This is a genomic window from Methylobacterium sp. J-090 (genome assembly GCF_022829345.1).
Classification (GTDB): Bacteria; Pseudomonadota; Alphaproteobacteria; order Rhizobiales; family Beijerinckiaceae; genus Methylobacterium.
Map to the genome: position 1 here is coordinate 1 of NZ_JAKSXV010000106.1, position 19,969 is coordinate 19,969.

General features: G+C 69.7%; 17 protein-coding genes and 1 pseudogene. 9 read left to right on the top strand and 9 right to left on the bottom strand.

Annotated features, from left to right (window positions below):
• The coding region (locus MKK49_RS21360; RefSeq protein WP_244032302.1) for a type I secretion system permease/ATPase at window positions 1–1,109 on the bottom strand (1,109 nt) is incomplete at its 3' end.
• Window positions 1,110–1,960: 851 nt separating this feature from the next.
• Window positions 1,961–5,176, bottom strand: a pseudogene (locus tag MKK49_RS21365) (5'-nucleotidase C-terminal domain-containing protein); the annotation flags it as partial.
• A gap of 1,195 nt (window positions 5,177–6,371) precedes the next feature.
• Between MKK49_RS21365 and MKK49_RS21370 the strand changes: the two are divergent.
• From MKK49_RS21370 to MKK49_RS21380, 3 genes are all read left to right on the top strand, one after another.
• Entirely contained in the window at window positions 6,372–6,620 is a 249-nt protein-coding gene (locus MKK49_RS21370; RefSeq protein ID WP_244031896.1) for a hypothetical protein, read from the top strand.
• Between the two features lie 273 nt (window positions 6,621–6,893).
• Window positions 6,894–7,307: a hypothetical protein gene (locus tag MKK49_RS21375; RefSeq protein ID WP_244031897.1), complete on the top strand. Its 414-nt coding sequence runs from the start codon at window positions 6,894–6,896 to the stop codon at window positions 7,305–7,307.
• Window positions 7,308–7,496: 189 nt separating this feature from the next.
• Window positions 7,497–7,871: a DUF4440 domain-containing protein gene (locus MKK49_RS21380; protein WP_244031898.1), complete on the top strand. Its 375-nt coding sequence runs from the start codon at window positions 7,497–7,499 to the stop codon at window positions 7,869–7,871.
• A gap of 33 nt (window positions 7,872–7,904) precedes the next feature.
• Here the strand turns inward: MKK49_RS21380 and MKK49_RS21385 are convergent, their stop codons facing one another.
• From MKK49_RS21385 to MKK49_RS21400, 4 genes are all read right to left on the bottom strand, one after another.
• Window positions 7,905–9,266 carry an MFS transporter gene (locus MKK49_RS21385; RefSeq protein WP_279595695.1) on the bottom strand — a complete coding sequence of 454 codons (1,362 nt, stop codon included), beginning with the start codon at window positions 9,264–9,266 and terminating at the stop codon, window positions 7,905–7,907.
• Window positions 9,263–9,988 (bottom strand): NADPH-dependent F420 reductase, encoded by a 726-nt coding sequence (locus MKK49_RS21390; RefSeq protein ID WP_244032305.1) that lies wholly within the window; start codon window positions 9,986–9,988, stop codon window positions 9,263–9,265. The genes MKK49_RS21385 and MKK49_RS21390 overlap by 4 nt, the downstream gene beginning before the upstream one ends.
• Window positions 9,978–10,904 (bottom strand): aldo/keto reductase, encoded by a 927-nt coding sequence (locus tag MKK49_RS21395; protein WP_244031899.1) that lies wholly within the window; start codon window positions 10,902–10,904, stop codon window positions 9,978–9,980. The genes MKK49_RS21390 and MKK49_RS21395 overlap by 11 nt, the downstream gene beginning before the upstream one ends.
• Window positions 10,905–11,127: 223 nt before the next feature.
• Window positions 11,128–12,012, bottom strand: coding sequence for a polysaccharide deacetylase family protein (locus MKK49_RS21400; protein ID WP_244031900.1), 885 nt, complete (start codon window positions 12,010–12,012; stop codon window positions 11,128–11,130).
• Window positions 12,013–12,238: 226 nt separating this feature from the next.
• Between MKK49_RS21400 and MKK49_RS21405 the strand changes: the two genes are divergently transcribed.
• From MKK49_RS21405 to MKK49_RS21430, 6 genes are all read left to right on the top strand, one after another.
• The gene (locus MKK49_RS21405) at window positions 12,239–12,919 is read left to right on the top strand and encodes an orotate phosphoribosyltransferase (protein WP_244031901.1); all 681 of its coding nucleotides are present in this window, start codon (window positions 12,239–12,241) and stop codon (window positions 12,917–12,919) included.
• 14 nt (window positions 12,920–12,933) lie between these two features.
• Window positions 12,934–14,166: a hydantoinase/carbamoylase family amidase gene (locus MKK49_RS21410; RefSeq protein WP_244031902.1), complete on the top strand. Its 1,233-nt coding sequence runs from the start codon at window positions 12,934–12,936 to the stop codon at window positions 14,164–14,166.
• Window positions 14,167–14,297: 131 nt separating this feature from the next.
• Entirely contained in the window at window positions 14,298–15,086 is a 789-nt protein-coding gene (locus MKK49_RS21415; protein WP_409565124.1) for a transporter substrate-binding domain-containing protein, read from the top strand.
• A gap of 80 nt (window positions 15,087–15,166) precedes the next feature.
• Window positions 15,167–15,829: an amino acid ABC transporter permease gene (locus MKK49_RS21420; protein WP_244031904.1), complete on the top strand. Its 663-nt coding sequence runs from the start codon at window positions 15,167–15,169 to the stop codon at window positions 15,827–15,829.
• Between the two features lie 9 nt (window positions 15,830–15,838).
• Window positions 15,839–16,480: an amino acid ABC transporter permease gene (locus MKK49_RS21425; RefSeq protein WP_244031905.1), complete on the top strand. Its 642-nt coding sequence runs from the start codon at window positions 15,839–15,841 to the stop codon at window positions 16,478–16,480.
• A 68-nt stretch (window positions 16,481–16,548) separates the two neighbouring features.
• The gene (locus MKK49_RS21430) at window positions 16,549–17,277 is read left to right on the top strand and encodes an amino acid ABC transporter ATP-binding protein (protein ID WP_244032306.1); all 729 of its coding nucleotides are present in this window, start codon (window positions 16,549–16,551) and stop codon (window positions 17,275–17,277) included.
• An 8-nt stretch (window positions 17,278–17,285) separates the two neighbouring features.
• Here the strand turns inward: MKK49_RS21430 and MKK49_RS21435 are convergent, their stop codons facing one another.
• The 3 genes from MKK49_RS21435 to MKK49_RS21445 all read right to left on the bottom strand — a co-directional run bounded on the left by MKK49_RS21435 (window position 17,286) and on the right by MKK49_RS21445 (window position 19,962).
• Complete coding sequence (locus MKK49_RS21435; RefSeq protein ID WP_244031906.1) at window positions 17,286–18,320, bottom strand: cysteine synthase A; 1,035 nt, start codon at window positions 18,318–18,320, stop codon at window positions 17,286–17,288.
• A gap of 46 nt (window positions 18,321–18,366) precedes the next feature.
• On the bottom strand, window positions 18,367–18,699 hold the full coding sequence (locus MKK49_RS21440; protein ID WP_244031907.1) for a hypothetical protein: 333 nt from the start codon (window positions 18,697–18,699) through the stop codon (window positions 18,367–18,369).
• 282 nt (window positions 18,700–18,981) lie between these two features.
• Complete coding sequence (locus MKK49_RS21445) at window positions 18,982–19,962, bottom strand: LacI family DNA-binding transcriptional regulator (protein ID WP_244031908.1); 981 nt, start codon at window positions 19,960–19,962, stop codon at window positions 18,982–18,984.
• Window positions 19,963–19,969: the final 7 nt, after the last annotated feature.

Sequence of the window (19,969 nt, forward strand, 5' to 3'; positions counted from 1 at the left end):
AGGGCGGCCCCGTCGAGGCGGACCTTGCCGCGGAAAGCCGGCCAGACGCCCACCAGGGCGCGGACCAGGCTCGACTTGCCGGAGGCCGAGGGGCCGATGATGCCGAGTCCCTGGCCGGCCCGAAGCGCGAAGCCGACATCCTGCACGACGAGGCGCTGGGTCCCGGGCGGCGCGACGCTGACGCCCTCGACCCGCAGGGATTCGGTGGGAGCCGGCAGCGCGTGGGGCCGGGGGCTGGCCGGCAGGCGGACGAAGAGGTCCGACAGCCGGGCCCAGGACTGGCGAGCCTGGACGAAGCCCTTCCAGTTGACGATGGCGAGCTCGGCCGGGGCGAGGGCGCGGGCGACGAGGATCGAGCTCGCGATGATGATGCCGGCCGAGGCCTGGCCGTTGATGACGAGCCAGGCGCCGAGCGCCAGCACCCCCGATTGCAGGGCCATGCGGAACACCTTCGACACGGCCCCGAAGCCCCCGGCAATGTCCGAGGCGCGCTGCTGGGCGTTCATGTAGTCGCGGTTGGCCCCGGCCCAGCGGGTGGCGAAGCGCCCCTGCATGCCCATGGCGGCGAGCACCTCGGCGTTGCGGCGCCCGGTCTCGGCAAGGCCGTTGCGATGCAGGCCGTGGCCGGTGGCGGCCTGGGCCGGATTGCGGGTGGCGCGGTCGGTCAGCAGGCCGAGGATGGCGAGCACGATGGCGCCCCCGAGGGCGGCGACGCCGAGGAGGGGATGGAACAGGAAACAGATCACGAGGTAGATCGGCATCCAGGGCAGGTCGAAGAAGGCGGAGGGGCCGGTGCCGCCGAGGAACCCGCGCAGCTGGTCGAGGTCGCGCAGGGGCAGGAGCCCGTCGCCGGGTGCGGCACCCTTGAGGGGCGCGCGCACCACGATGTCGAAGACGCGCCCGCTGAGGGCCTCGTCGAGGGCGGCGCCGATGCGGGTCAGGATGCGGGAGCGCAGGGTCTCGAGCGCGCCCTGGAAGCCGTAGAGCACGAGGGCCAGCATCATCAGGCCGACGAGGGTCGGCACGGAGCGGCTCGGGATCACGCGGTCGTAGACTTCGAGCATGAAGAACGAGCCCGTGAGGTAGAGCACGTTCACGAGCCCGCTCATGATGCCCACCCCGATGAACGCCGCGCGGCACCGCGCCAGTGCCGAGACGAGCTCGGCCGAATCCCGGGTCTTCACTGCGCATCCTCCATATCTTCGGTCCTCGACGTCCGGGCGGGAGTTTTTGTTCGATAAAAATGCACTGCAGATTATTTTATCTGATCGATGTAGAGGTTTCTCAAATCATTGCGCCAACTCTGTTTGTGTGTCTCGAACAAACAGGCGATAAATCCATTATATGGACAGAAGTTACAGATTTATCCTCGAAAAAATATCGTTTTTGACTGTCGAACCCGATCGGTTCCGGCGGTCCTGTTTTCATCGGGACAGTATGGCCGGAGTTCGATCCCGGATTGCCCGTGATGGAACCACTCTCCGGACCTCCCGGCCGTGCGGGGCAGACGATGGAGGCGGCTGCTTCGAGGGCGTGACAAGCCGCATGCGACCCGGCGGGCTGTCCCTCGCTCCGGCTCCGACCCCGGGCCATTCCTTGGGGGCGGATCACGCCGAATTCGGGCGGGTCCCCCGGACGAGTCCCGAGACGATCCGGCCATCTCAGCTCGGGGCCGGGCGTCCGAAGGCGTGATCGTTGCAGCGCCGTAGCCTCATGGCCGGAAGTCTTATGGCCGGACGCGGACTGCGAGGCGGAGTCGAAGCGAAGGGCGGCGGCGCATGGAAGCAGGGCGCGTCATCGCTCCAGCCCGCCAGACGTCTGCAGACGCCGCGCGGGGCGCCCCACGATGGATCGGGCGAAGCGTGGTGATCGCCCCTCCGACGATCACCACGCTTCGCCCGATCCTCCCCACGCATGGCCGGGCGGCGGTCCCGGCCGGATCGTCCCCGATCCTCGCCTCTCAGCCGATCAGGCCGGCGCCGAAGGTGCCGTCGTCGAGCACGCTGCGGTTCTCGATCAGGCCGTACTGGAGGTAGTGCTGCATCGGATCGAGCTTGGCCTGCGCCACGTCGCCATGAGCCTGGAGATAGGCCGAGGTGTCGAAGTCCGTGGACGGATCACGGCCTTCCTTCCAGCCATAGGTGTCGTAGTGCGCCAGCGGGTTCACCCCGGCCGCCGCGACATCGCCGTAGGCCGCGAGATACCCCTTGGTGTCGAACACCGCGTTCGGGTCGCGGCCTTCCTTCCAGCCGTAGGTGTCGAAGTGCTGGCGGGCGAAGGCGAAGGTGTCGCCGCCGACGAGCCCGGCGGCCCGGGCCACGTCGCCGTTCGCCAGCAGGTAGAACTCGGCGTCGAAGCCGCCCTTGATGTCCGCCGGACGGCCGACGGCGTCGAAGATCGCGCGCCCCTCGGCCTGACCGTATTCGAGGTAGTGCGTCAGCGGATCGAGGCCGGCCGCCTTCACGTCCGGATTGCGGGCAAGGTAGAACTGCGTGTCGAAGCCGGCGCCCGGATCGCGGCCCTCCTTCCAGCCGTAGGTGTCGTAGTGGGTCAGCGGGTTCTGGCCGGCCTTGGCGACATCGGAATTCGCGGCGAGGTAGCCCCTGTTCGAGAAGAAGGCGTTCGGGTCGCGGCCTTCACCGGCACCGTAGGCCGCGAAATGCGCGTCGGCATCCTGGCCGGCGGCGAGCACGTCCTTGTTCCGGGCGAGGTAGAACAGGTCGTCGACGAGGCGGTTGCCGTCGTTGAGCACGACGGTGGTGTCGGAGAACTGGATGCGCTCGAAGCCGCTGATGGCGTCGCGTCCCTCGGGGCCCGTGACGATGGTGAAGCCGCCGCTCCGGGTCACCTGCGCGCTGGCAAGCGCGGTCGCGAAGATCAGGGTGTCGTTCTGGATGGCGCCCCCGGGGCCGGCCCCGCCGATGAGGATGTCGTCCCCGGCGCTGTTGTAGATCGTGTCGTCGCCGGCCCCCCCGTCGAGGCGATCGCCGAAGGGCGTGCCCCGCAGGATGTCGGCCTCGGCCGTGCCGGTCTTCGCGACGCCGCGCTGGAGGACGCCGTCGGCACGGGCGGCGAGGTTCTGGATGCGCAGGTCGCCGACGGGGGTGGTGTCCAGGGTCCCGTAGGGCGTCGTGGCGTGGAAGGCCTTGAGGTACTCGGCCAATGCGTCCTGCTCCGAGCCTTTCACCGCGAAGGTCGCGGTGTCGGGCAGGGAGACCGGGGCGGCGTCGCGGAGCGCGATCTTGTTCTCGCCGTAGGCCGGGAAGGGGTAGTTGTCGCCGCCCAAGCCCGGCGCCGTGGCGGTGCCGGTGGCGAGGAAGTCGAGGGTCACCACCTTGATGGCGCGGTTGGCGTCGCCGACGATCTGGCCGTTCTCCACCAGGGTGTCGAGGATGCGGCCGTCCGCGTCGAGGATCGCCGCATTGACGATGCGCTGGCCCTCGCGGGTGACGTTGCCGTTCACGTCGAGGGTCTGGGCCTGCTTCGTCGCGTCGAAGCTGTAGGAGATGCCGCCGACCTGCGTGAACTGGCCGGGCGTCGCTCCGGGCGCCACGGCTGCGACACCGTGCTCGAGGACGCGTTCGAGCTCCGAGGCCGTGACGGTGACGACCGCGAGGTTGTTGTTGAAGCGCAGCGAATTGGTGACGTCGAGCTGCGAGATGTCGCCGGCCTGCTTGCCCGCCGAGGGGTTGGCCGCGGGGGGAAGCTCACTGGTGCCGCCGCCGGCCGTGGAGAACGAGCCGATCGAGTCGCGGATGCCGCCGCCATTCTTGATCGAGACCGTGACGCCGGCATCGAACTGCTTAGCGTACCAGAGGTTCGCGTCCGACGTGAGGTCGCCGAGGTTGGTCTCCTCCGTGCGGACCTCGCCGCGGCGGCCTTCCAGGTAGACGCTGGAGCGGCCGAGGATGTTGCCGTCCTGGGCGCGGATGATGTCGGCGATGCCGGCGGTCTCCTGCACGCCGTCGTTGTTGGCATCCAGCCCCTCGATGACCTCGCGGACGAGGAAGCCCTTGCTGCCGGGGGTGAAGGCGGCGGCGGTCGAGCCGTAGAGCGCGGCCACGCTGGCGTCGTCCACCGCCACGGCACCGCTGGTGGCCGGGTTCACCGAGTCGCGGAGGACGTTGCCCCGGTCGTCGAAGGTGACGTTGAGGCGCCCGACATAGGAATACTCGGAGGCGGTGTTGACGAGGACCAGGGTCTGGCCGCTGGCATTGGTGTAGAATTGCGGGTAGGCGCCGCTGGCCGTGTCGCCCGGCAGCAGCCGGTCGTCGCCGTCGGCCAGCAGGGTGTGCGAGCCGCCGCCGATGAGCACGTCGGCGTTGCGCAGGAGCGGCGCCAGGGCCTGCTCGTTCGACAATTGCTGCAGGTGTGTGCCGACGATGACCTTGTTCACGTCGGGGTTGGCGGCGAGCACCCGGTCGATCTCGGCATTGATCTGCTGGGCCAGCAGCGGAATGTCGTCCCGGCCGCTGAAGCCGTCCACCGTGACGTTGCCGAGGGTCGTCAGCAGGGGCTCGATCTGGGTGGTGGCTCCCACGAAGGCGATCTTCTCGCCGTTCTCCACCAGGATGGTCGATCTGGCGATCTTGTCGGCGCCGGTGCCGGTCTGCGTCGAGGTCGGGCCGGTCTGCGCGAAGGTGGCGTTGGCGATGGTCGGGTTGACGAGCCCCGACAGGGCGGCTTCCCGCGAAAAGTTCAGGTTGGCCGACAGGTAGGGAAACTGGGCGCCCAGCCAGGTGTCGTCGGCATTGCCCGGCGCGGTGCCGAGACTGGCGCCGATGATGTTGGCGACCTCCGTCGGGCCGGAATCGAACTCGTGGTTGCCGAACACCGCCGCCTGGACGCCGACGATATTCTGGATGGTGACGTCGGCCCGGCCCACGGACGCGGCGAGCTTCGTGTAGGCGGCGGCCCCGGTGAGCCCGTAGAGCTGATTGTAGACGCCGTTATAGGTCGCGGCGAGCTGCGGATCGGCGCCCGCGATGAAGAACGGGCTCGGGATCCAGCCGTCGCCGGTGGAAAGGGTGATGGAGTTCGGAGTCGCATCCTCGAGCTTGTCGACGATGGCGGCGAAGTTCCCCGCCCGCTGCGTGGCGAGCAGGCCCGCTTCCCAGTCGGAGGCGTGCAGGATCTGAAGCGAGTAGGTCATGGCCGGCAGGGGCTCCGTCGTGAAGGCGCGTTAACGGGGGGCGTTGCCGCCGGATTCATGTGGGGCCTTGCCGGGACGCCGGCGCAGGCCTGGAGTTCTCGACCGGCCGCACCGGCTCGCTGCGTCGTGATCACGTGGGCACGCCAGACCCCGCCGTGCCGGAAACCGGCAAACGTCCTGCAAACTCGCGCGGCCCCCGATCCATCCAGTCGAAGAACCATCCAGTCGAAGAACCATCCCGATGGCGGGCCTGTCCGAGCGCCATCCCCCGGCCGGACGCCGCACGATGGGCTGCTCCGAGAACACCGAAGCGTCCGGTGCCGATAGTGTCTGCCAATAGCTTCGGGCTATGACATTTGCGTGAAAAAGCCACGTCGTCTGCTTGACCAAGTTCTTGCTGAATCATGAGCCGGGCAAGCAAATCCCAGTCTCGACGCTCAAACTCACGGAAGGTTCGGCCTCGGTGAGCCGGTCGCACGCCCGCCCGGCATGTCCCCCCACCCGGCATGTCCCTCCCACCCGACCGCGCCGGAACGTCGCGACTCGGCGTCGCGTTACCCTGGGCGTTCCTCACGCCAACACCGGGGAGAAACACCATGAAGACCGTCGTCCTTGCCCTCGCCTCCACACTGGTCTTGAGCTCGGCTGCCCTCGCCGCCGAAGGCGGATCGGGAACCACCAAATCGGGGACCATGAACAGCACGGGTCCCAACGATGCGGGCGCGGGCTCCTCTCCGGGCGCTGCCGGAAGCGGTCCCTCGACGGGTGACAAAAGCCGCTCCGGGACGGCAAACGGCACCGGGGCGAACGATGCGGGATCCGGCACCTCTCCGGGAGCCTCCGGCAAGGGTGCCAGTTCTCCGACCCGCTAGAGCATCGGACCGAACGGCGGTTCCGGGATTTCGGTCAAAATCCAGGCCTCAGCAGGGACTCAGGGCGTCGTCCTGGACGTGATATCCGGGGCGACGCTCAGGAACCGCGCCCGATCCAGCGGGATCGGGTCCTACTTCCAAGCCCTTCATGCAGGCCTGTCGTTCGTGCCCTTCGTCGCGTCGCGCGGGCCACCGGCGGCCCGCGCCCGCCCCGACATGGCAATCGGTCACGGCCAGATCTCGCTCCGTGGACGACGGGGCAACGGGTGCTTCGTCAGGGGCACCGGGGAGATGGAACGGGATGCCTTCGACACCTGAGAAAACCGATGATGTGCCTGGGAAAACCGATGAACCGTCTGTCCTGCGCAGCCCTTCTCCTCGTTGCCGTCGCATCGCCGTTGGCCTTGCCCGGTCCGGCCATGGCCCAGAGCCCGGCCAAAGACTTCCTGTTCCAAGAGCAGCGCTTCAGCCGAGCGTGCCGACCGCCGCTGAAATATGCCGCCGGGGCATGCGTTCGCCGCTGTCCCGCAGGCTACGAGGATATGGGCCGAACCTGCCGGCAGCGCAGCATGAGGGGCGGTGGCGGTGGGCGGTAGTCGCCGGATCGGATAAGGTCGCGGATACCGGGCTCAGGGGATGCCGAATGGACGCGCACCCGCACCCGGCTCCCACGGCCGTCCACGGGTTTCAGCCGGGCCGCCCGTCCCCTCGGCCTTCGGGCAGACCATGCCCTCGTCCGACTTCTGGCCGATTCGGGTCCGCTCGTGCGCCCGGGACCCGGGCCGGAGCGGCGGCGGACGGGTGACGGCGCAGGCGATGATCATGAGGTTCGACCCCGCGTGAGGCGCAACCTACGAAGCCCCGTGTCGATGGCCAGCACGCTGATGGCGTCCGTGGGGCTCATGGCCTCTCTAGGATTCGTGGCCTTTGTCGGAATCATGGCGTCGCCGGGCCTCTCGGCCGAGCGCTCGGCCGTGCTTTCGCTGCGACGGTTCGAGCTTCTCGATCGGCTCTCGGCCATGGACCAGTCGAGCGAGGCCGACTTCTACCTCCGCGGCATCTCGGACGGGCTGGCCTTCGCGAACGCCGCCTTGGAGGGAAGCGGCAAGGCGCGTCTGTTCTGCGCGAACGTCCCGACGGACGTCCCCGAGCTTCGGAGGATGCTGCGCGAGCAGATCACGTTCCTGGACAGGATCGGGCAGAAGTCCGAGCAGGCCATGGAGCGCACGGCCGCCGTCGCCATCGTCCTCCAGAAACTGCGTGAGAAGTATCCGTGTCGATGATCGGCTGGGCGCGATGCCGCTGACATCGGCCGGAACCAGGGCCGGTGTCGGCGCTTCATACCAAGTCCGGTCGATCCGTTCGGGATCGCGGATCCGGGCTCCGCTCAGACGCCGCGCGGGCTTACCGTCATCGCTTCGATCGAGCGGAGGCCGGATCATTCCTCGGTTTCGAGGGTCGAGGAGAGCACCATGGACGATGCGCGTGTTTGGTCGTTCGAGAAGAGTCTGTGGGTCGGCGATGCCGATCACTATCGCGAACTCGTCGATGACGAGTGCCTGATGGTACTCCCGAATCCACCCTTCGTGATGGGTGGAAAGCAAGCCATCGAAGCCGTTGCCGGCACGCCACGATGGTCGAGCATCGACATCTCCGACGGTCGGATCGCCCGACCGCAGGAAGGCCTCATCGTCATCGCCTACCACGCGAAAGCGTCACGGGACGACGAAAGCTACGAAGCGCGCTGTACCTCGACCTATCGCCGCCTGTCACACGAGGAATGGCGGGTCATCCAGCACCAGCAGACGCCGCCGCTCGCGATCCCGGCGGTCGACGAGAAGGTCTGATCCAGCCCCCGCTCTGATCGAGCGGAGGCCGTGTCAGCCGGAGGGGAGGGCACGCTCGCCGTCCCCGCGTGCCTCGCCGGTCCGTTGCCGCGCCTCCTGCCGGCGGCCGAGCCAGAGGCTGTTGACCAGCCATGCGATGGAGAGCGGCACCGCCGTCACGGCGACCGCCGTCGAGCCGAGCCCGAGGGCCGCGATCCCGGCGAAGGACCACGCACCGAGCTGGTCGCCGGTGCGGTAGACCACGGTGTCGATGAAGTTCTTGGCCTTGTAGCGATCCTCGCGCGGCACGACGGTGAACAGCACCTCGCGGATCGGCCGGGCGATGGCGAAGTTGCCGGCCCGGCGCAGGACCTGGAACACCACGATGGCGGTGATGGTCGGTGACACGGCGAGCGCCGCGAATCCGAGGATGCTGGCCGCCGGCAGGAGGGCGAGGCTCGGCCCGACGCCGATGCGCTTCACGATCCGCCCGGTGAGGAAGAACTGCACGCCCAGCGTCAGTCCGTTCACCAGGAGATCGACGCTGGCGAAGAACGCCGTCTGCGCGCCGCGATCGGGGAAGCTTTTCTTGGCGATGCCGGCCTGCTCGAAATACAGGAATGTCGAGGTCACCGAGAACAGCAGCAGGAACAGGCCGATGTTGAGGAGGTAGGGCGAGCGGAAAGTCCGGGTGATGCCCGCGAACGCGCTGCCGCCGATGGCGTCGGCCGGCGCCGCGTCACCGGCCACGGGGCGCCGGTGCAGGCGCTCCGACAGGCGCGCGAGGCCGCGCATGCTGAACACCGCCGCCTCCAGGAGCACCGCCGCCCCGACGAGGAGGGCCCAGGTCGGCACGTCGCGGGCGAGGATCGCCGTGGTGGCCGAGCCCGCGATGGCGCCCAGCGTCGCCCCGGCGGCGATGAATCCAAACAGGCGCTTGCCCTGCTCGGTGGAGAACACGTCGACGATGGTGGCCCAGAACACCGAGACCACGAACAGGTTGAAGATCGAGAGCCAGATGAAGAACGCCCGGCCGATCCAGACGTCGCCCTCGGGACCGGCGAGGTAGAGCGACACGGCGAAGATCAGGATGTTGGCGGAAAAGAACCGGTAGGTCAGGGGTACGAACCGCGCGCGCGGCAGGGTCTTCACCAGCCAGGCGAAGGGCACGTTCAGGGCCAGCATGCCGACGAGGGTGCCGGTGAACAACCACGGCAGGTTCTCGATCCCCCCGGCGACGCCCATCTGGTCGCGGATCGGGCGCAGGACGTAGTAGGCGGCCAGGATCGAGAAGATGTAGGCCCAGGACCAGGCGAGCGCCGGGACCTCGCCGGGCCGGACATCGACGAGGCGCCCGAGCCAGTGGGTCGCCCGGTCGGCGGGGATCGGATCGACCGCCCCGCCCGGGCTGCTCAACGGGCCACCCCGAGGCGCGTGCTCAAGTCCGGCGCCGTGAGTTCGAGGCCGAAGCCCGGCGAGCCCATGGCGAAGCTGTCGGCCTTCGCGAGCGGTCCGACGACGACCGGGTCGAAGCCGGCATCGGTCACGAGTTTGGACACCGTGGCCAGCGCCTGCGCGTCGTCCCCGGCGATGGGAATCGCCATGCGGGCGCCATCGCGATGCGCGTTCTTGGCGAAGATCTTGTAGTTCGTCGCGTTGAAGGCCCGGACAACCCGGGCACCGCGCAGATACTTGGCCGAGACCGCCGCGATGCCGCTCTCCTTGACCTCGCCGTAGACCTCGCCGTCGCGGGCCTGGGTGGCGTTGCCGGCATCGATCACGGTCTTGCCCTGGAGGGCGGCGCCGTAATCCGCGCTCAGCTGCGGATAGGCCTTGTAGGGCACCGCGATCAGCACGACGTCGCCGAAGGCGATGGCCTCGCCCGGCGTGCCGGCGCGGGCCTTGGGGCCAAGCCCTTCGACGAGGCCCTTCAGCTCCTCGGGATGGCGCGAGGCGAACATCACCTCGTGCCCGGCCTTCGCCCACAGGCCGCCGATGGTGCCGCCGATGTTGCCGGCGCCGATCACGCCGATGCGGGCCGGCGGCGCGGCGGTCTGGGCCCAGGCGGGCCCGCTCGCGAGGAGGGAGGCCGCGGCCAGCGCGAGGGCCGCGCGGCGGGAAACAGGGTTAGAGCGCATCGACATAGGCCTCCATCCGGGCACGCTGGGCGGCATCGGGCATCCGGCCGCGCGCCGCCCCGAGATTGTCCTCGACATAGGATGCCTTGGCCATGCCGGGGATCGGGCAGGTCACGGCATCGTGCGCGAGGACGTATTTCAGGAAGAATTGCGGCCAGCTCGCGCAGTCGAACTCGGCGGTCCAGGGCGGCAGCTCGCGGCCCTGCACGGCCTTGAACAGGCGGTCGCGCCCGAACGGCACGTTGACCATCACGGCCATGCCGCGCTCGGCGGCGAGCGGCAGGATGCGCTGGGCGGCGAGGCGATCGTCGAGGGTGTAGTTCACCTGGATGAAATCCAGGGTCTCGCGCTTCATCACGGCTTCGAGGTCCGCGAACTGGCCGTCGCGCCACACGGTGACGCCCACGTAGCGGATGCGCTTGGCCGCCTTCAGGTCCCGCAGGGTCGCGAGGTTCGTCGCCGTGTCGATGAGGTTGTGAACGGCGACGAGGTCGATCATCGACGTGTTGAGGCGCTTGAACGAGCGTTCGATCTCGGCGAGCCCGGCTTCGCGGCCGGGCGTGCCGACCTTGCTGCACAGGAACACCTTTTCGCGAAGGCCGTCCTGCGGGAGGATGAGGCCGAGCACGTCCTCGGCCGTGCCGTAGCTCGGAGCCGTGTCGATGACGGAGCCGCCGAGCGCCACGAAGCGGCGGACCGCCTCGCGCAAGGGGGCGATCTTGTCCGGGGTCGGCTCGACCTCGTAGCGGCGCGAGGTGCCGATGCCGAGGACGGGCAGCGTCTCGCCGGAGGACGGGATGGCGCGGCGGATCGGGCCGGCGGGCTCCGCGTGCGCGGGCCGGACGGCGTGTCCGAGGAGCGGGGCCAGGGGAAGAAGGCCGGTGCCGGCGAGGATCGCGCGTCGGGATGGATTCATCGGCAGGGGCTCCTGCGGGAAGAGGCGTTTCCTCACATCTAGGTCGCGTATCCCGTTTCCGACATGGTGAATGGCGTTTGCCCCATCGGCACCGGCTTCGCTCGGATAACCGGACGCACGGCGTCGCCCACGCAGGCGCCGGCGATGGCACGCCCGCGCGTCTCGACGGCGTTAATCATTTCACGTGAAAAATCCGACGGCGCCGATGGGCGAACAGGCTGCCTCAGGTGGGCGGCAGGGCAGCCACGTGATCGGCGACGGCCCCGGCGGTGGTGAGCCAGATGTCGTCCCGATGCCGGGCGATGTGCTCCAGCGCCGCGCGCAGGGGCTTCAGGCGATGGGGCTGGCCGACGAGGTAGGGATGGAGCGCGATGCCCATGACCAGGGGCGCGCTCCGGGATTGCTCCAGCATCTCGTCGAAGCCGTCGACGAGGGCGTCGGCGAACTGGCGCCCGGTCTCCTTGCGGGCGACGATGGCCGGGATGTCGTTCAGCTCCTGGGGGTACGGCACCGAGAGGATGCGCCCGCCCCCGCGCGTCGCGAACCACACAGGCTGGTCGTCATGCGCCCAGTCGAGGAGGTAGCGGTAGCCGGCCTCCGCCAGGAGATCGGGCGTGACCCGTGACTGCGAGATCCAGGGGCCGAGCCAGCCGGCGGGCGGTCGGCCCTCGTGCCGGGTGAGCGTCTGCGTGGCCTCCGCGATGAGGGCCCGCTCGGCCGCCTCGTCCAGGGTGCCCTGGCGCTCGGCATTGGTGCGGCCGTGGCCGACGATCTCGTCGCCGCGCGCCCGGAACGCCTCGATGAGTCCGGGGCAATCGGCGTAGAGGCGGCTGTTGACCAGCACGCTCGCCGGCAGGGCGAGTTCGTCGAACAGGGCTTTCATCCGCCACGCGCCGACGCGGTTGCCCCAGTCGCGCCAGGCGTAGTTCAGCACGTCCGGCTGCGGGCCGCCGGGGGCGAGCTCGGCCCCGAGTCCCGATCCGAAATCGAAGGTCTCGAGGTTGAGGGCGATGTAGACGGCCAGGCGCTTGCCCCCGGGCCAATCGTAGATCGGCCGGTCGGGTAGGGCGCTGTAGCCGTAGCGGCCGTGGCCTGTCGGTGTGTCCATACCTGATGCTCTCGGATTCGACGGGATGTCGCGCCCGGCCGAGATAGGCCGCTTCGGCCCGGGGTTCCACGCCGATCGCGGGCAGGACCGGAAATTGCTTGGCCGGACCCGGTGGAGCCGTCGCGTGAGGCGGCGGCGCACCGGGCGTCTCGACCTTTTCGTGGTGGGAGAGCCGTCCGACGATCCCGCCCGCCTTCGGGGCCTGTCTCACCGCGGACCGGACACCATGCACTCGACGCTCCTCTCGACACCGGTCTCCGCCGAGGTGGCGCGGGCGCTGACCCGGATCGGCGCCGTGCGCACGACCACGGGGCAGCCCTTCGTCTACACCTCCGGCTGGGCGAGCCCGGTCTATATCGACACCCGCCTGCTCATGTCCGACGTCGCCCTGCGCACCCGGGTCATGGATCTGGCGGCCGAGGCCGTGGCCGGCCTCGTGGCGCGCAAGGGCATCAACGCCATCGTGGGGGCCGAGAGCTCGGGCATCGCCTTCGGGGCCTGGCTCGCCGAGCGCCTCGGTCTGCCCCTGCTGTACCTGCGCAAGAAGCCCATGGGCTGGGGCAGCGCCGCCCGCCTCGAAGGCCGCCTGCCGGAGGGGGCGCGCCTCCTCTTCATCGACGACGTGACCACCGATGCCCGGTCCAAGATCGCCGCCGCCGCAGCCCTGCGGCAGGACACGACCCACGTCGCGGACGTGCTGGTGATCGTCGATTACGCCCTCTACCCGGACACCCACCGCCACCTCGTCGAGCACGGGCTCGATCTCCACGCCCTGACGAACTGGCACGACCTGCTCGCCGCGCTGCGGGCGGCGGGGCTCCTGGATTCCGCCGAGGACCAGACCCTGACCCGCTTCACCGCCGATCCGGTGGCGTGGTCCGTGGCGAATGGCGGGGTCGGCGCGTGAGGGATCAGGAGCAGTTGGCGATCCGCATCCTCGACGAGGTGGCGGGCCTGTCGCGCGACGGAATTGGCATCACCCGCGAAGCCTACGGGGACGGCGAGGAGCGGGCGATGCGGGCCATCGAGCGCCACGCCGCCGCCCTCGGGTTCCTGGCCGAGCGCGACCGTTTCCAGAACCTGTGGCTGCGCCTTCCCGAGGACACCCGGACGGCCCCGCCCGTGGTGATCGGTTCGCACCTCGATTCCGTCCCCCAGGGCGGGAATTTCGACGGTCTCGCCGGCGTGCTCGCCGGCCTGCTCGTCCTCGACCGCCTGCGCGGTCGGGCCGATGCGGCGGCGCCCGTGCGGGTGTTGGCCCTGCGCGGGGAGGAGAGCGCCTGGTACGGCAAGGCCTATACCGGGTCGCTGGCGCTCCTGGGCCGCCTGCCCCCGAGCGCCCTCGCGCTTCGGCATCGCCGTGGCCACGGCACCCTCGGCGAGGCCATGGCCCGCACCGGCGTCGATGTGGCGGCCGTCTCCCGGGGCGAGGCCCTGGTGCGTCCCGGCGAGATCGCGGCCTACCTCGAACTTCACATCGAGCAGGGCCCCGTGATGATCGCGCGGGGCTGGGCCTCGACGGTGGTGACGGGCATTCGCGGCAACATCCGCCACCATCGCATCCGCTGTGTCGGCGAGGCGGGCCATTCCGGCGCCGTCCCGCGCTGGCTGCGCAAGGACGCGGTGCTCGCCGTCGCCGAGTTGCTGTCGAGCATGGACGAGCATTGGCGCGTCCTGCTGCAGATGGGCGTGGATCTCGTCATGACCGCCGGCATCTGCACGACCGCGGCGGAGTCCCACGCGGTTTCGGTCATTCCCGGCGAGGTCGAGTTCAGCTTCGAGATCCGCAGCCAGGATTCCTCGACCCTGACGCGGTTCTACGGGCTGTTCCAGGAGGCGTGCCAGACCATCGCCGCGGCGCGGGGCGTGCGCTTTACCTTCGACGAGGCGATCACCTCGCCGCCGGCGGCCATGGACGAGGGCTGGATCGCCCGCCTCGAAGCGTCCGGCGCCGCGCGCGGAGTCCCCGTCGAGCGCCTGCCCAGCGGCGCGGGGCACGATGCCGCCGTCTTCGCCGGCGCGGGAATCCCCTCCGCCATGGTGTTCGTGCGCAACGCCAACGGGTCGCACAACCCGCACGAGGCCATGGACACCGCCGACCTCATGGACGGCGTCGAACTGCTCCTCGGGGCCCTGCTGGCCGAGGCCGTGTGACACCGTCCCGACCCCGCCCACGCAACACGGGACATCGGATCGTGCCGACTTGTGCCCCGGCCGCCACGATCGCAGCATGGGCCTTGCTTTCCCGTTCTCCGGATTTCTACGAGAGTTTCCCAGCGATGCGCCTGTCCAAACGCGGTCTCCTCTTCGCCCTCGGCCTTGCCCCGGCCCTCCTCGCCTTCGGGGGCGCCCAGGCGCAGGACGCCCTCTCGGGCATCCTGAAGGCCAAGACGGTCCGGATCGGCATCCCGACCGACTACCCGCCCTACGGTTTCGTCGGCATCGACCTGCAGCCCATGGGCCTCGACGTCGACGTGGCCAATCTCATCGGCGCCAAGCTCGGCACCAAGGTCGAACTGGTGCCGGTGGTGAGCGCCAACCGCATTCCCTACCTCCAGACCCAGAAGATCGACCTCATCGTCTCGACCCTGGGCAAGAACGAGGAGCGCACGAAGATCATCGATTTCAGCCACGCCTACGCGCCGTTCTACCAGGGCGTGTTCGCCCTGAAGGCGACTTCCATCAAGAGCTTCGACGATCTCGCCGGAAAGTCCGTCGCGGTGACGCGCGGGGCAATGGAGGACGAGATGCTGGCCAAAGTGGCGCCACCCACGGCGATGATCCAGCGCTTCGAGGACCAGTCGGCCACCACCGCCGCCTTCGCCGCCGGGCAGACCCAGGTGATCGCCACCAGCGTCTCGAACATCGGTGCCCTGTCCCGCAAGAGCCCCAACCTCGGCGTCGACTACAAGCTCCTCCTGCGCGACAGCCCGTGCTTCGTCGGCATCGCCAAGGGCGAGGAGGCGCTGCGCGAAAAGGTCAACGCGATCATCCTCGCGGCCAAGGCCGACGGCACCCTGGAGGCGCTGTCGCAGAAGTGGCTGAAGCGCGGCACCGGCGACCTGCCGCTCTGATCCGCTTGCCCGGCGGGAGGCGTTAAGCCCTTCCCGCCGGCGCCCCTCCACGTCCGCGCGCCAAGGACTTGCCGGCCCCCATGCCCCTGCAGCTCGATTTCTGGAGCATCGTCGTCCAATGGCCTCTGCTCCTTCGCGGGGCGGTCTGGACGGTGGGGCTCACCACCATCGCGACCCTGCTGGGGGGAACCCTCGGCATCCTGTGCGCCTGGTCGCGGGTCCACGGTCCCCGGCCCCTGCGCTGGCTCGTCGGCGCCTACGTGGAGCTGATCCGCAACACGCCCTTCATCGTGCAGCTGTTCTTCATCTTCTTCGGCCTGCCCGAACTCGGCATCCGCCTGTCGCCGGCCGTGGCCTCGATCCTCGCCATGACGATCAATCTCGGCGCCTACGCCACCGAGATCCTCCGCGCCGGCATCGAGGCGACGCCGCGCGGCCAGATCGAGGCCGCCGAGAGTCTCGCTTTGTCGAAGGCGCAGGTGTTCACCCACGTGGTCCTGCCGCCTGCCCTGAAGAAGGTCTGGCCCGCCCTCGTCAGCCAGATCGTCATCGTGATGCTGGGCTCGGCCGTCTGCGGCCAGATCTCCACGGAGGAGCTGAGCTACGCCACCAACCTGATCCAGAGCCGGAACTTCCGGGCCTTCGAATCCTACATCGTCGGCACCCTGCTGTATCTCGGCCTCGCCATCCTGGTCCGCAGCCTGCTCGCCTGGGCCGGACCACGCTTCGTCTTCGGCCGGTAGGGGGCTCAGATGCCGGACTTCACCCTCTGGGACATCTTCCGCAACCTCCTGATGGCCGCGCGCTGGACGGTGGCCCTCTCGCTGGTGGCCTTCATCGGCGGCTCGGTGGTGGGCCTGGCGCTCCTCGTCCTGCGCCTGTCGGGCGGGCCCCTCGTCGGACGACTCGTCGGCGCCTACGTGCAGCTCTTCCAGGGCACGCCGCTGCTGATGCAGCTCTTCCTGCTGTATTTCGGCATGGCGATGCTCGGCGTGAACACCTCCGCCTGGATCGCGGCCTGCGTCGCCCTCACCCTCTACGCCTCGGCCTATCTCACGGAGATCTGGCGCGGCTGCGTCGCGGCGATCCCGCGCGGGCAGTGGGAGGCCTCGGCGAGCCTCGCCCTCAGCTTCGGCCAGCAGTTCCGCCACATCATCCTGCCCCAGGCCCTGCGCCTCGCCGTGGCCCCCACCGTCGGTTTCCTCGTGCAGGTGGTGAAGGGCACGGCGCTCGCCTCCGTGATCGGCTTCGTCGAACTGACCAAGGCCGGCGGGATGATCGCCAACGTCACCTACGAACCGATGCTGGTCTATTCCTGCGTGGCGCTGATGTACTTCGCCCTGTGCTTTCCCATCAGCCTCTACGCCCGCGTGCTCGAAAGGAAACTCCAGTGAATTCCGTCCTTTCGAACCCGCAGCAGACGTCCGACTCGGACGGCCCCCACACCCAGGCCGGCGCCCCGATCCTGCGCATCACCGCCCTGCGCAAGTCCTACGGCACCCACGAGGTCCTGCGCGGCATCGACCTGACGGTCCTGCGCGGCGAGGTCGTCGCCATCATCGGCAAGAGCGGCTCGGGCAAGAGCACCCTCCTGCGCTGCATCAACGGCCTCGAAGTGTTCCAGGAAGGCTCGCTCATCGTCGACGGCAAGCACCTGCTCTACGACAACGCCAAGGCCATGCGCGACCTGCGCCAGGGCGTGGGCATGATCTTCCAGGGCTTCAACCTGTTCCCGCACCTCTCGGTGGGGCGCAACGTCATGCTGGCGCCCCAGCTCGTGAAGAAGCGGCAGGCGGGCCTCAACGAGGAGCGAGCGCGCCAGCTCCTCGCTCGCGTCGGCCTGGCGGAAAAATTCGACGCCATGCCCGACAAGCTGTCCGGCGGCCAGCAGCAGCGGGTGGCCATCGCCCGGGCGCTGGCCATGGATCCGGCGATCATGCTGTGCGACGAGATCACCAGCGCCCTCGATCCGGAACTCGTCGGCGAGGTCCTGCGCGTGGTGGAATCCCTGGCGGACGAGGGCATGACGCTCCTCATGGTCACCCACGAGATGAGCTTCGCCCGCAAGGTCGCCGACCGGGTGATCTTCATGCACCAGGGCCTCGTGCACGAGATCGGGCCGCCCGCCGAGATCTTCGGCCATCCGCAGACCCCGGAGCTCAGGCAGTTCCTGTCGTCCCTGCGCGACTGATCCGGCGATCAGGCCCGCCACTCGGGCAGGGCCTCCGGCGTCGCTTCGAGCCAGCACGGGACCGGCAGGCCGCGTTCGCGCAGGACCCCCGGGTTGAACAGCTTGGAGGCATAGCGTGCGGCGCCGTCGCACAGGATCGTCACGATGGTGTGGCCCGGCCCGAGTTCCCGCGCGAGCCGCACCGCCCCCGCGACGTTGATCCCCGACGAGCCGCCGAGACTGAGGCCTTCGTCGCGCATGAGGCCGAAGACGTGGTCGAGGGCCTCGGCGTCGGGGATGCGGAAGGAATGGTCCGGCCGGAAGCCTTCGAGGTTGCGCGTCACCCGGCCCTGGCCGATGCCTTCCGTGATCGACGAACCCTCGGCCTTGAGGACCCCGTCCGTGTAATAGGCGTGGAGCGCCGAGCCGTCGGGATCGGCCAGCGCGATCCGCACGCCGGGCTTCAGGGCGCGCAGGGCTTCCGCCGTTCCGGCCAGCGTCCCCCCGGTGCCCGCCGCGCAGACGAAGCCGTCGACTGCGCCCCCCGTGCCCGCGAAGATCTCCGGGCCGGTGGTCTCCACGTGGGCCCGCCGGTTGGCGACGTTGTCGAACTGGTCGGCGAAGAAAGCGCCCGCCGGTTCCGTCGCGGCGAGGGCCTCGGCGAGGCGGCGCGCGGCGTGGACGTAGTTGTTCGGATTGGCGAACGGCACCGCCGGCACCTCGACGAGGCGGGCGCCGGCGAGCCGCAGGGTCTGCTTCTTCTCGGCCGACTGGGTCTCGGGGATGACGATGACCGTGCGGTAGCCGCGTACGGCGGCGACGAGGGCGAGGCCGATGCCGGTGTTGCCGGCGGTGCCCTCGACGATGGTGCCGCCGGGCCGGATCAGGCCGCGCGCCTCCGCGTCCCGCACGATGGACAGGGCGGCGCGGTCCTTCACCGACAGGCCGGGATTCAGGAACTCGGCCTTGCCCAGGATGGTGCAGCCGGTCTCGTCCGAGGCGCGCGCCAGCCGGATCAGCGGCGTGCCGCCGATGGCGGACAGGATATCGTCGTGGGGCATCATTCGGGGCGGTCAGCCGTATTGTCGTTGGGAAGTCGAGGCGCGGCCATCAGGCCGGTCCATCCCGATGAAGGACCGACTGTGCGCCGCCCTCGCTGAGGTAGGCAACCATCATTTCGGCCACCGCCCGTTCGGCATAGGAGGCGAGGCTCTCGCCGCTCCAGACCGGAAAGGCGTCCACCAGGGTGCGTCCGCCCAGGATCTGCCGGATCTCGTCGGGCATCAGCCCGTCCTCGATGGCCGCGAAGTATCCGGCCCGCGCAAAGGCCCGGCGGCGGCGCGGCCCGGCGCCCTCGGGCCGGTGGGATGCGGCCGTCGGCTCGAGGCGTCCGAAATCGAGGCGCCGCGCGCGCGCATCGCGGTCAGGATAGTCGCTTCCCATGGCCGATGAGCCTTCCTGTCGAGGTCTCCGAATCCGGGTCCGCACCTGCCGGGCACGGGCATGGGACGGGTGATCGCGTGGAAGCGGGGATGAACATCGTCACGATAAGAGACCCTCACGACCGAAACGGCACCGGCCTTTCGATGAGGGCGATCCTAGTCGTTCGGGGCGAGGATGTGCTTCCAAAGATCGCCGCCCCCGGGGTGCGATCGTCGCCCGGTCGCACCCGCGCGGGAAAGTTCGTGGGCGCAGGCGGACGAGGCGGCAGGTCCGTGGAGTGCCTCAAGCCCCCGTCGAACCCCGGAAGATCGCGCGCCCGCTCAAGGTCACCTTGCGCACGGGCTGGTCGGGCGCGGCGATCCGCTCGAACAGGAGGCGCATGGCCTGGGCGCCGATCTCGGCCACGGGCTGAGCGATCACCGTGAGACCGGGATCGACGAGGTCGGTCCACGGCTCGTTGTCGAACCCGGCGAGCGCGAGATCCGCGGGCACGCGCAGGCCCCGCCCGCGCGCGGCCCGGAACGCCCCCATGAGGATCTGGCCGTTGGAGAGCACCAGGGCGTCCGGCCGCTCCGGTTCGTCGAGCCAGGACAGGCACGCCGCCTCGGCCGCCTCCGCGTTGGGGAGGACCGCGCGCGCGCGCGCATCGAGGCCGTGGCGGGCCATGGAAGCCGCGTAGCCGTCCCGCCGCTCGCGGGCGGTCGAACTCGTGGAGCCGAACAGGCCGCCGATCCGTGAAAACCCCTGCGCCACGAGGTGGTCGACCAGGGCCGCGCTCGCCCCGGCATTGTCGAGGACGACGCTGTCGTGCAGCCCCGGCGGCCCGGCCCGGTCGATGAACACCGTGGGGAAGGGCAGGTCGCCCGGCCCCAGGGCCTCGGCCGTGGTCCGGGTCGGGGCGAAGATCACCCCCGAGACGCGCTCCTCCTCCATGAGGCGCAGGTACATCGCCTCCCGCTCCGCGTCCTCGTCGGTGTTGCACAGGATGACCCGCATCCCCGCGCCGTAGGCCGCGTCCTCCACCGCCCGGCTCACGGCGGTGAAGAACGGGTTGCGGATATCGGCGACGATGAGGCCCACGGTCTGGGTCGTCTGCGACCGTAGGCGCCGGGCCGAGAGGTTCGGCCGGTAGCCCGTGGCCCGCACCGCCGCCGCCACCTGCGCCCGCAGGGCGTCGCTCACCGGACCCTTGCCGAGCGCCCGCGAGACGGTCGCCGTCGAGACCCCCGCCGCCCGGGCGACGTCGCGAATCCCCACGGTCATGATGCGG

Excerpts from the sequence above, each read along its gene's own strand:
- MKK49_RS21370 (WP_244031896.1), top strand. The coding sequence starts at position 6,372 with ATGAACCGTCTGTCCTGCGCAGCCCTTCTCCTCGTTGCCGTCGCATCG.
- MKK49_RS21375 (WP_244031897.1), top strand. The coding sequence starts at position 6,894 with ATGGCCAGCACGCTGATGGCGTCCGTGGGGCTCATGGCCTCTCTAGGA.
- MKK49_RS21380 (WP_244031898.1), top strand. The coding sequence starts at position 7,497 with ATGGACGATGCGCGTGTTTGGTCGTTCGAGAAGAGTCTGTGGGTCGGC.
- MKK49_RS21390 (WP_244032305.1), bottom strand. The coding sequence starts at position 9,988 with ATGCGCTCTAACCCTGTTTCCCGCCGCGCGGCCCTCGCGCTGGCCGCG.
- MKK49_RS21395 (WP_244031899.1), bottom strand. The coding sequence starts at position 10,904 with ATGAATCCATCCCGACGCGCGATCCTCGCCGGCACCGGCCTTCTTCCC.
- MKK49_RS21400 (WP_244031900.1), bottom strand. The coding sequence starts at position 12,012 with ATGGACACACCGACAGGCCACGGCCGCTACGGCTACAGCGCCCTACCC.
- MKK49_RS21405 (WP_244031901.1), top strand. The coding sequence starts at position 12,239 with ATGCACTCGACGCTCCTCTCGACACCGGTCTCCGCCGAGGTGGCGCGG.
- MKK49_RS21420 (WP_244031904.1), top strand. The coding sequence starts at position 15,167 with ATGCCCCTGCAGCTCGATTTCTGGAGCATCGTCGTCCAATGGCCTCTG.
- MKK49_RS21425 (WP_244031905.1), top strand. The coding sequence starts at position 15,839 with ATGCCGGACTTCACCCTCTGGGACATCTTCCGCAACCTCCTGATGGCC.
- MKK49_RS21435 (WP_244031906.1), bottom strand. The coding sequence starts at position 18,320 with ATGATGCCCCACGACGATATCCTGTCCGCCATCGGCGGCACGCCGCTG.
- MKK49_RS21440 (WP_244031907.1), bottom strand. The coding sequence starts at position 18,699 with ATGGGAAGCGACTATCCTGACCGCGATGCGCGCGCGCGGCGCCTCGAT.
- MKK49_RS21445 (WP_244031908.1), bottom strand. The coding sequence starts at position 19,962 with ATGACCGTGGGGATTCGCGACGTCGCCCGGGCGGCGGGGGTCTCGACG.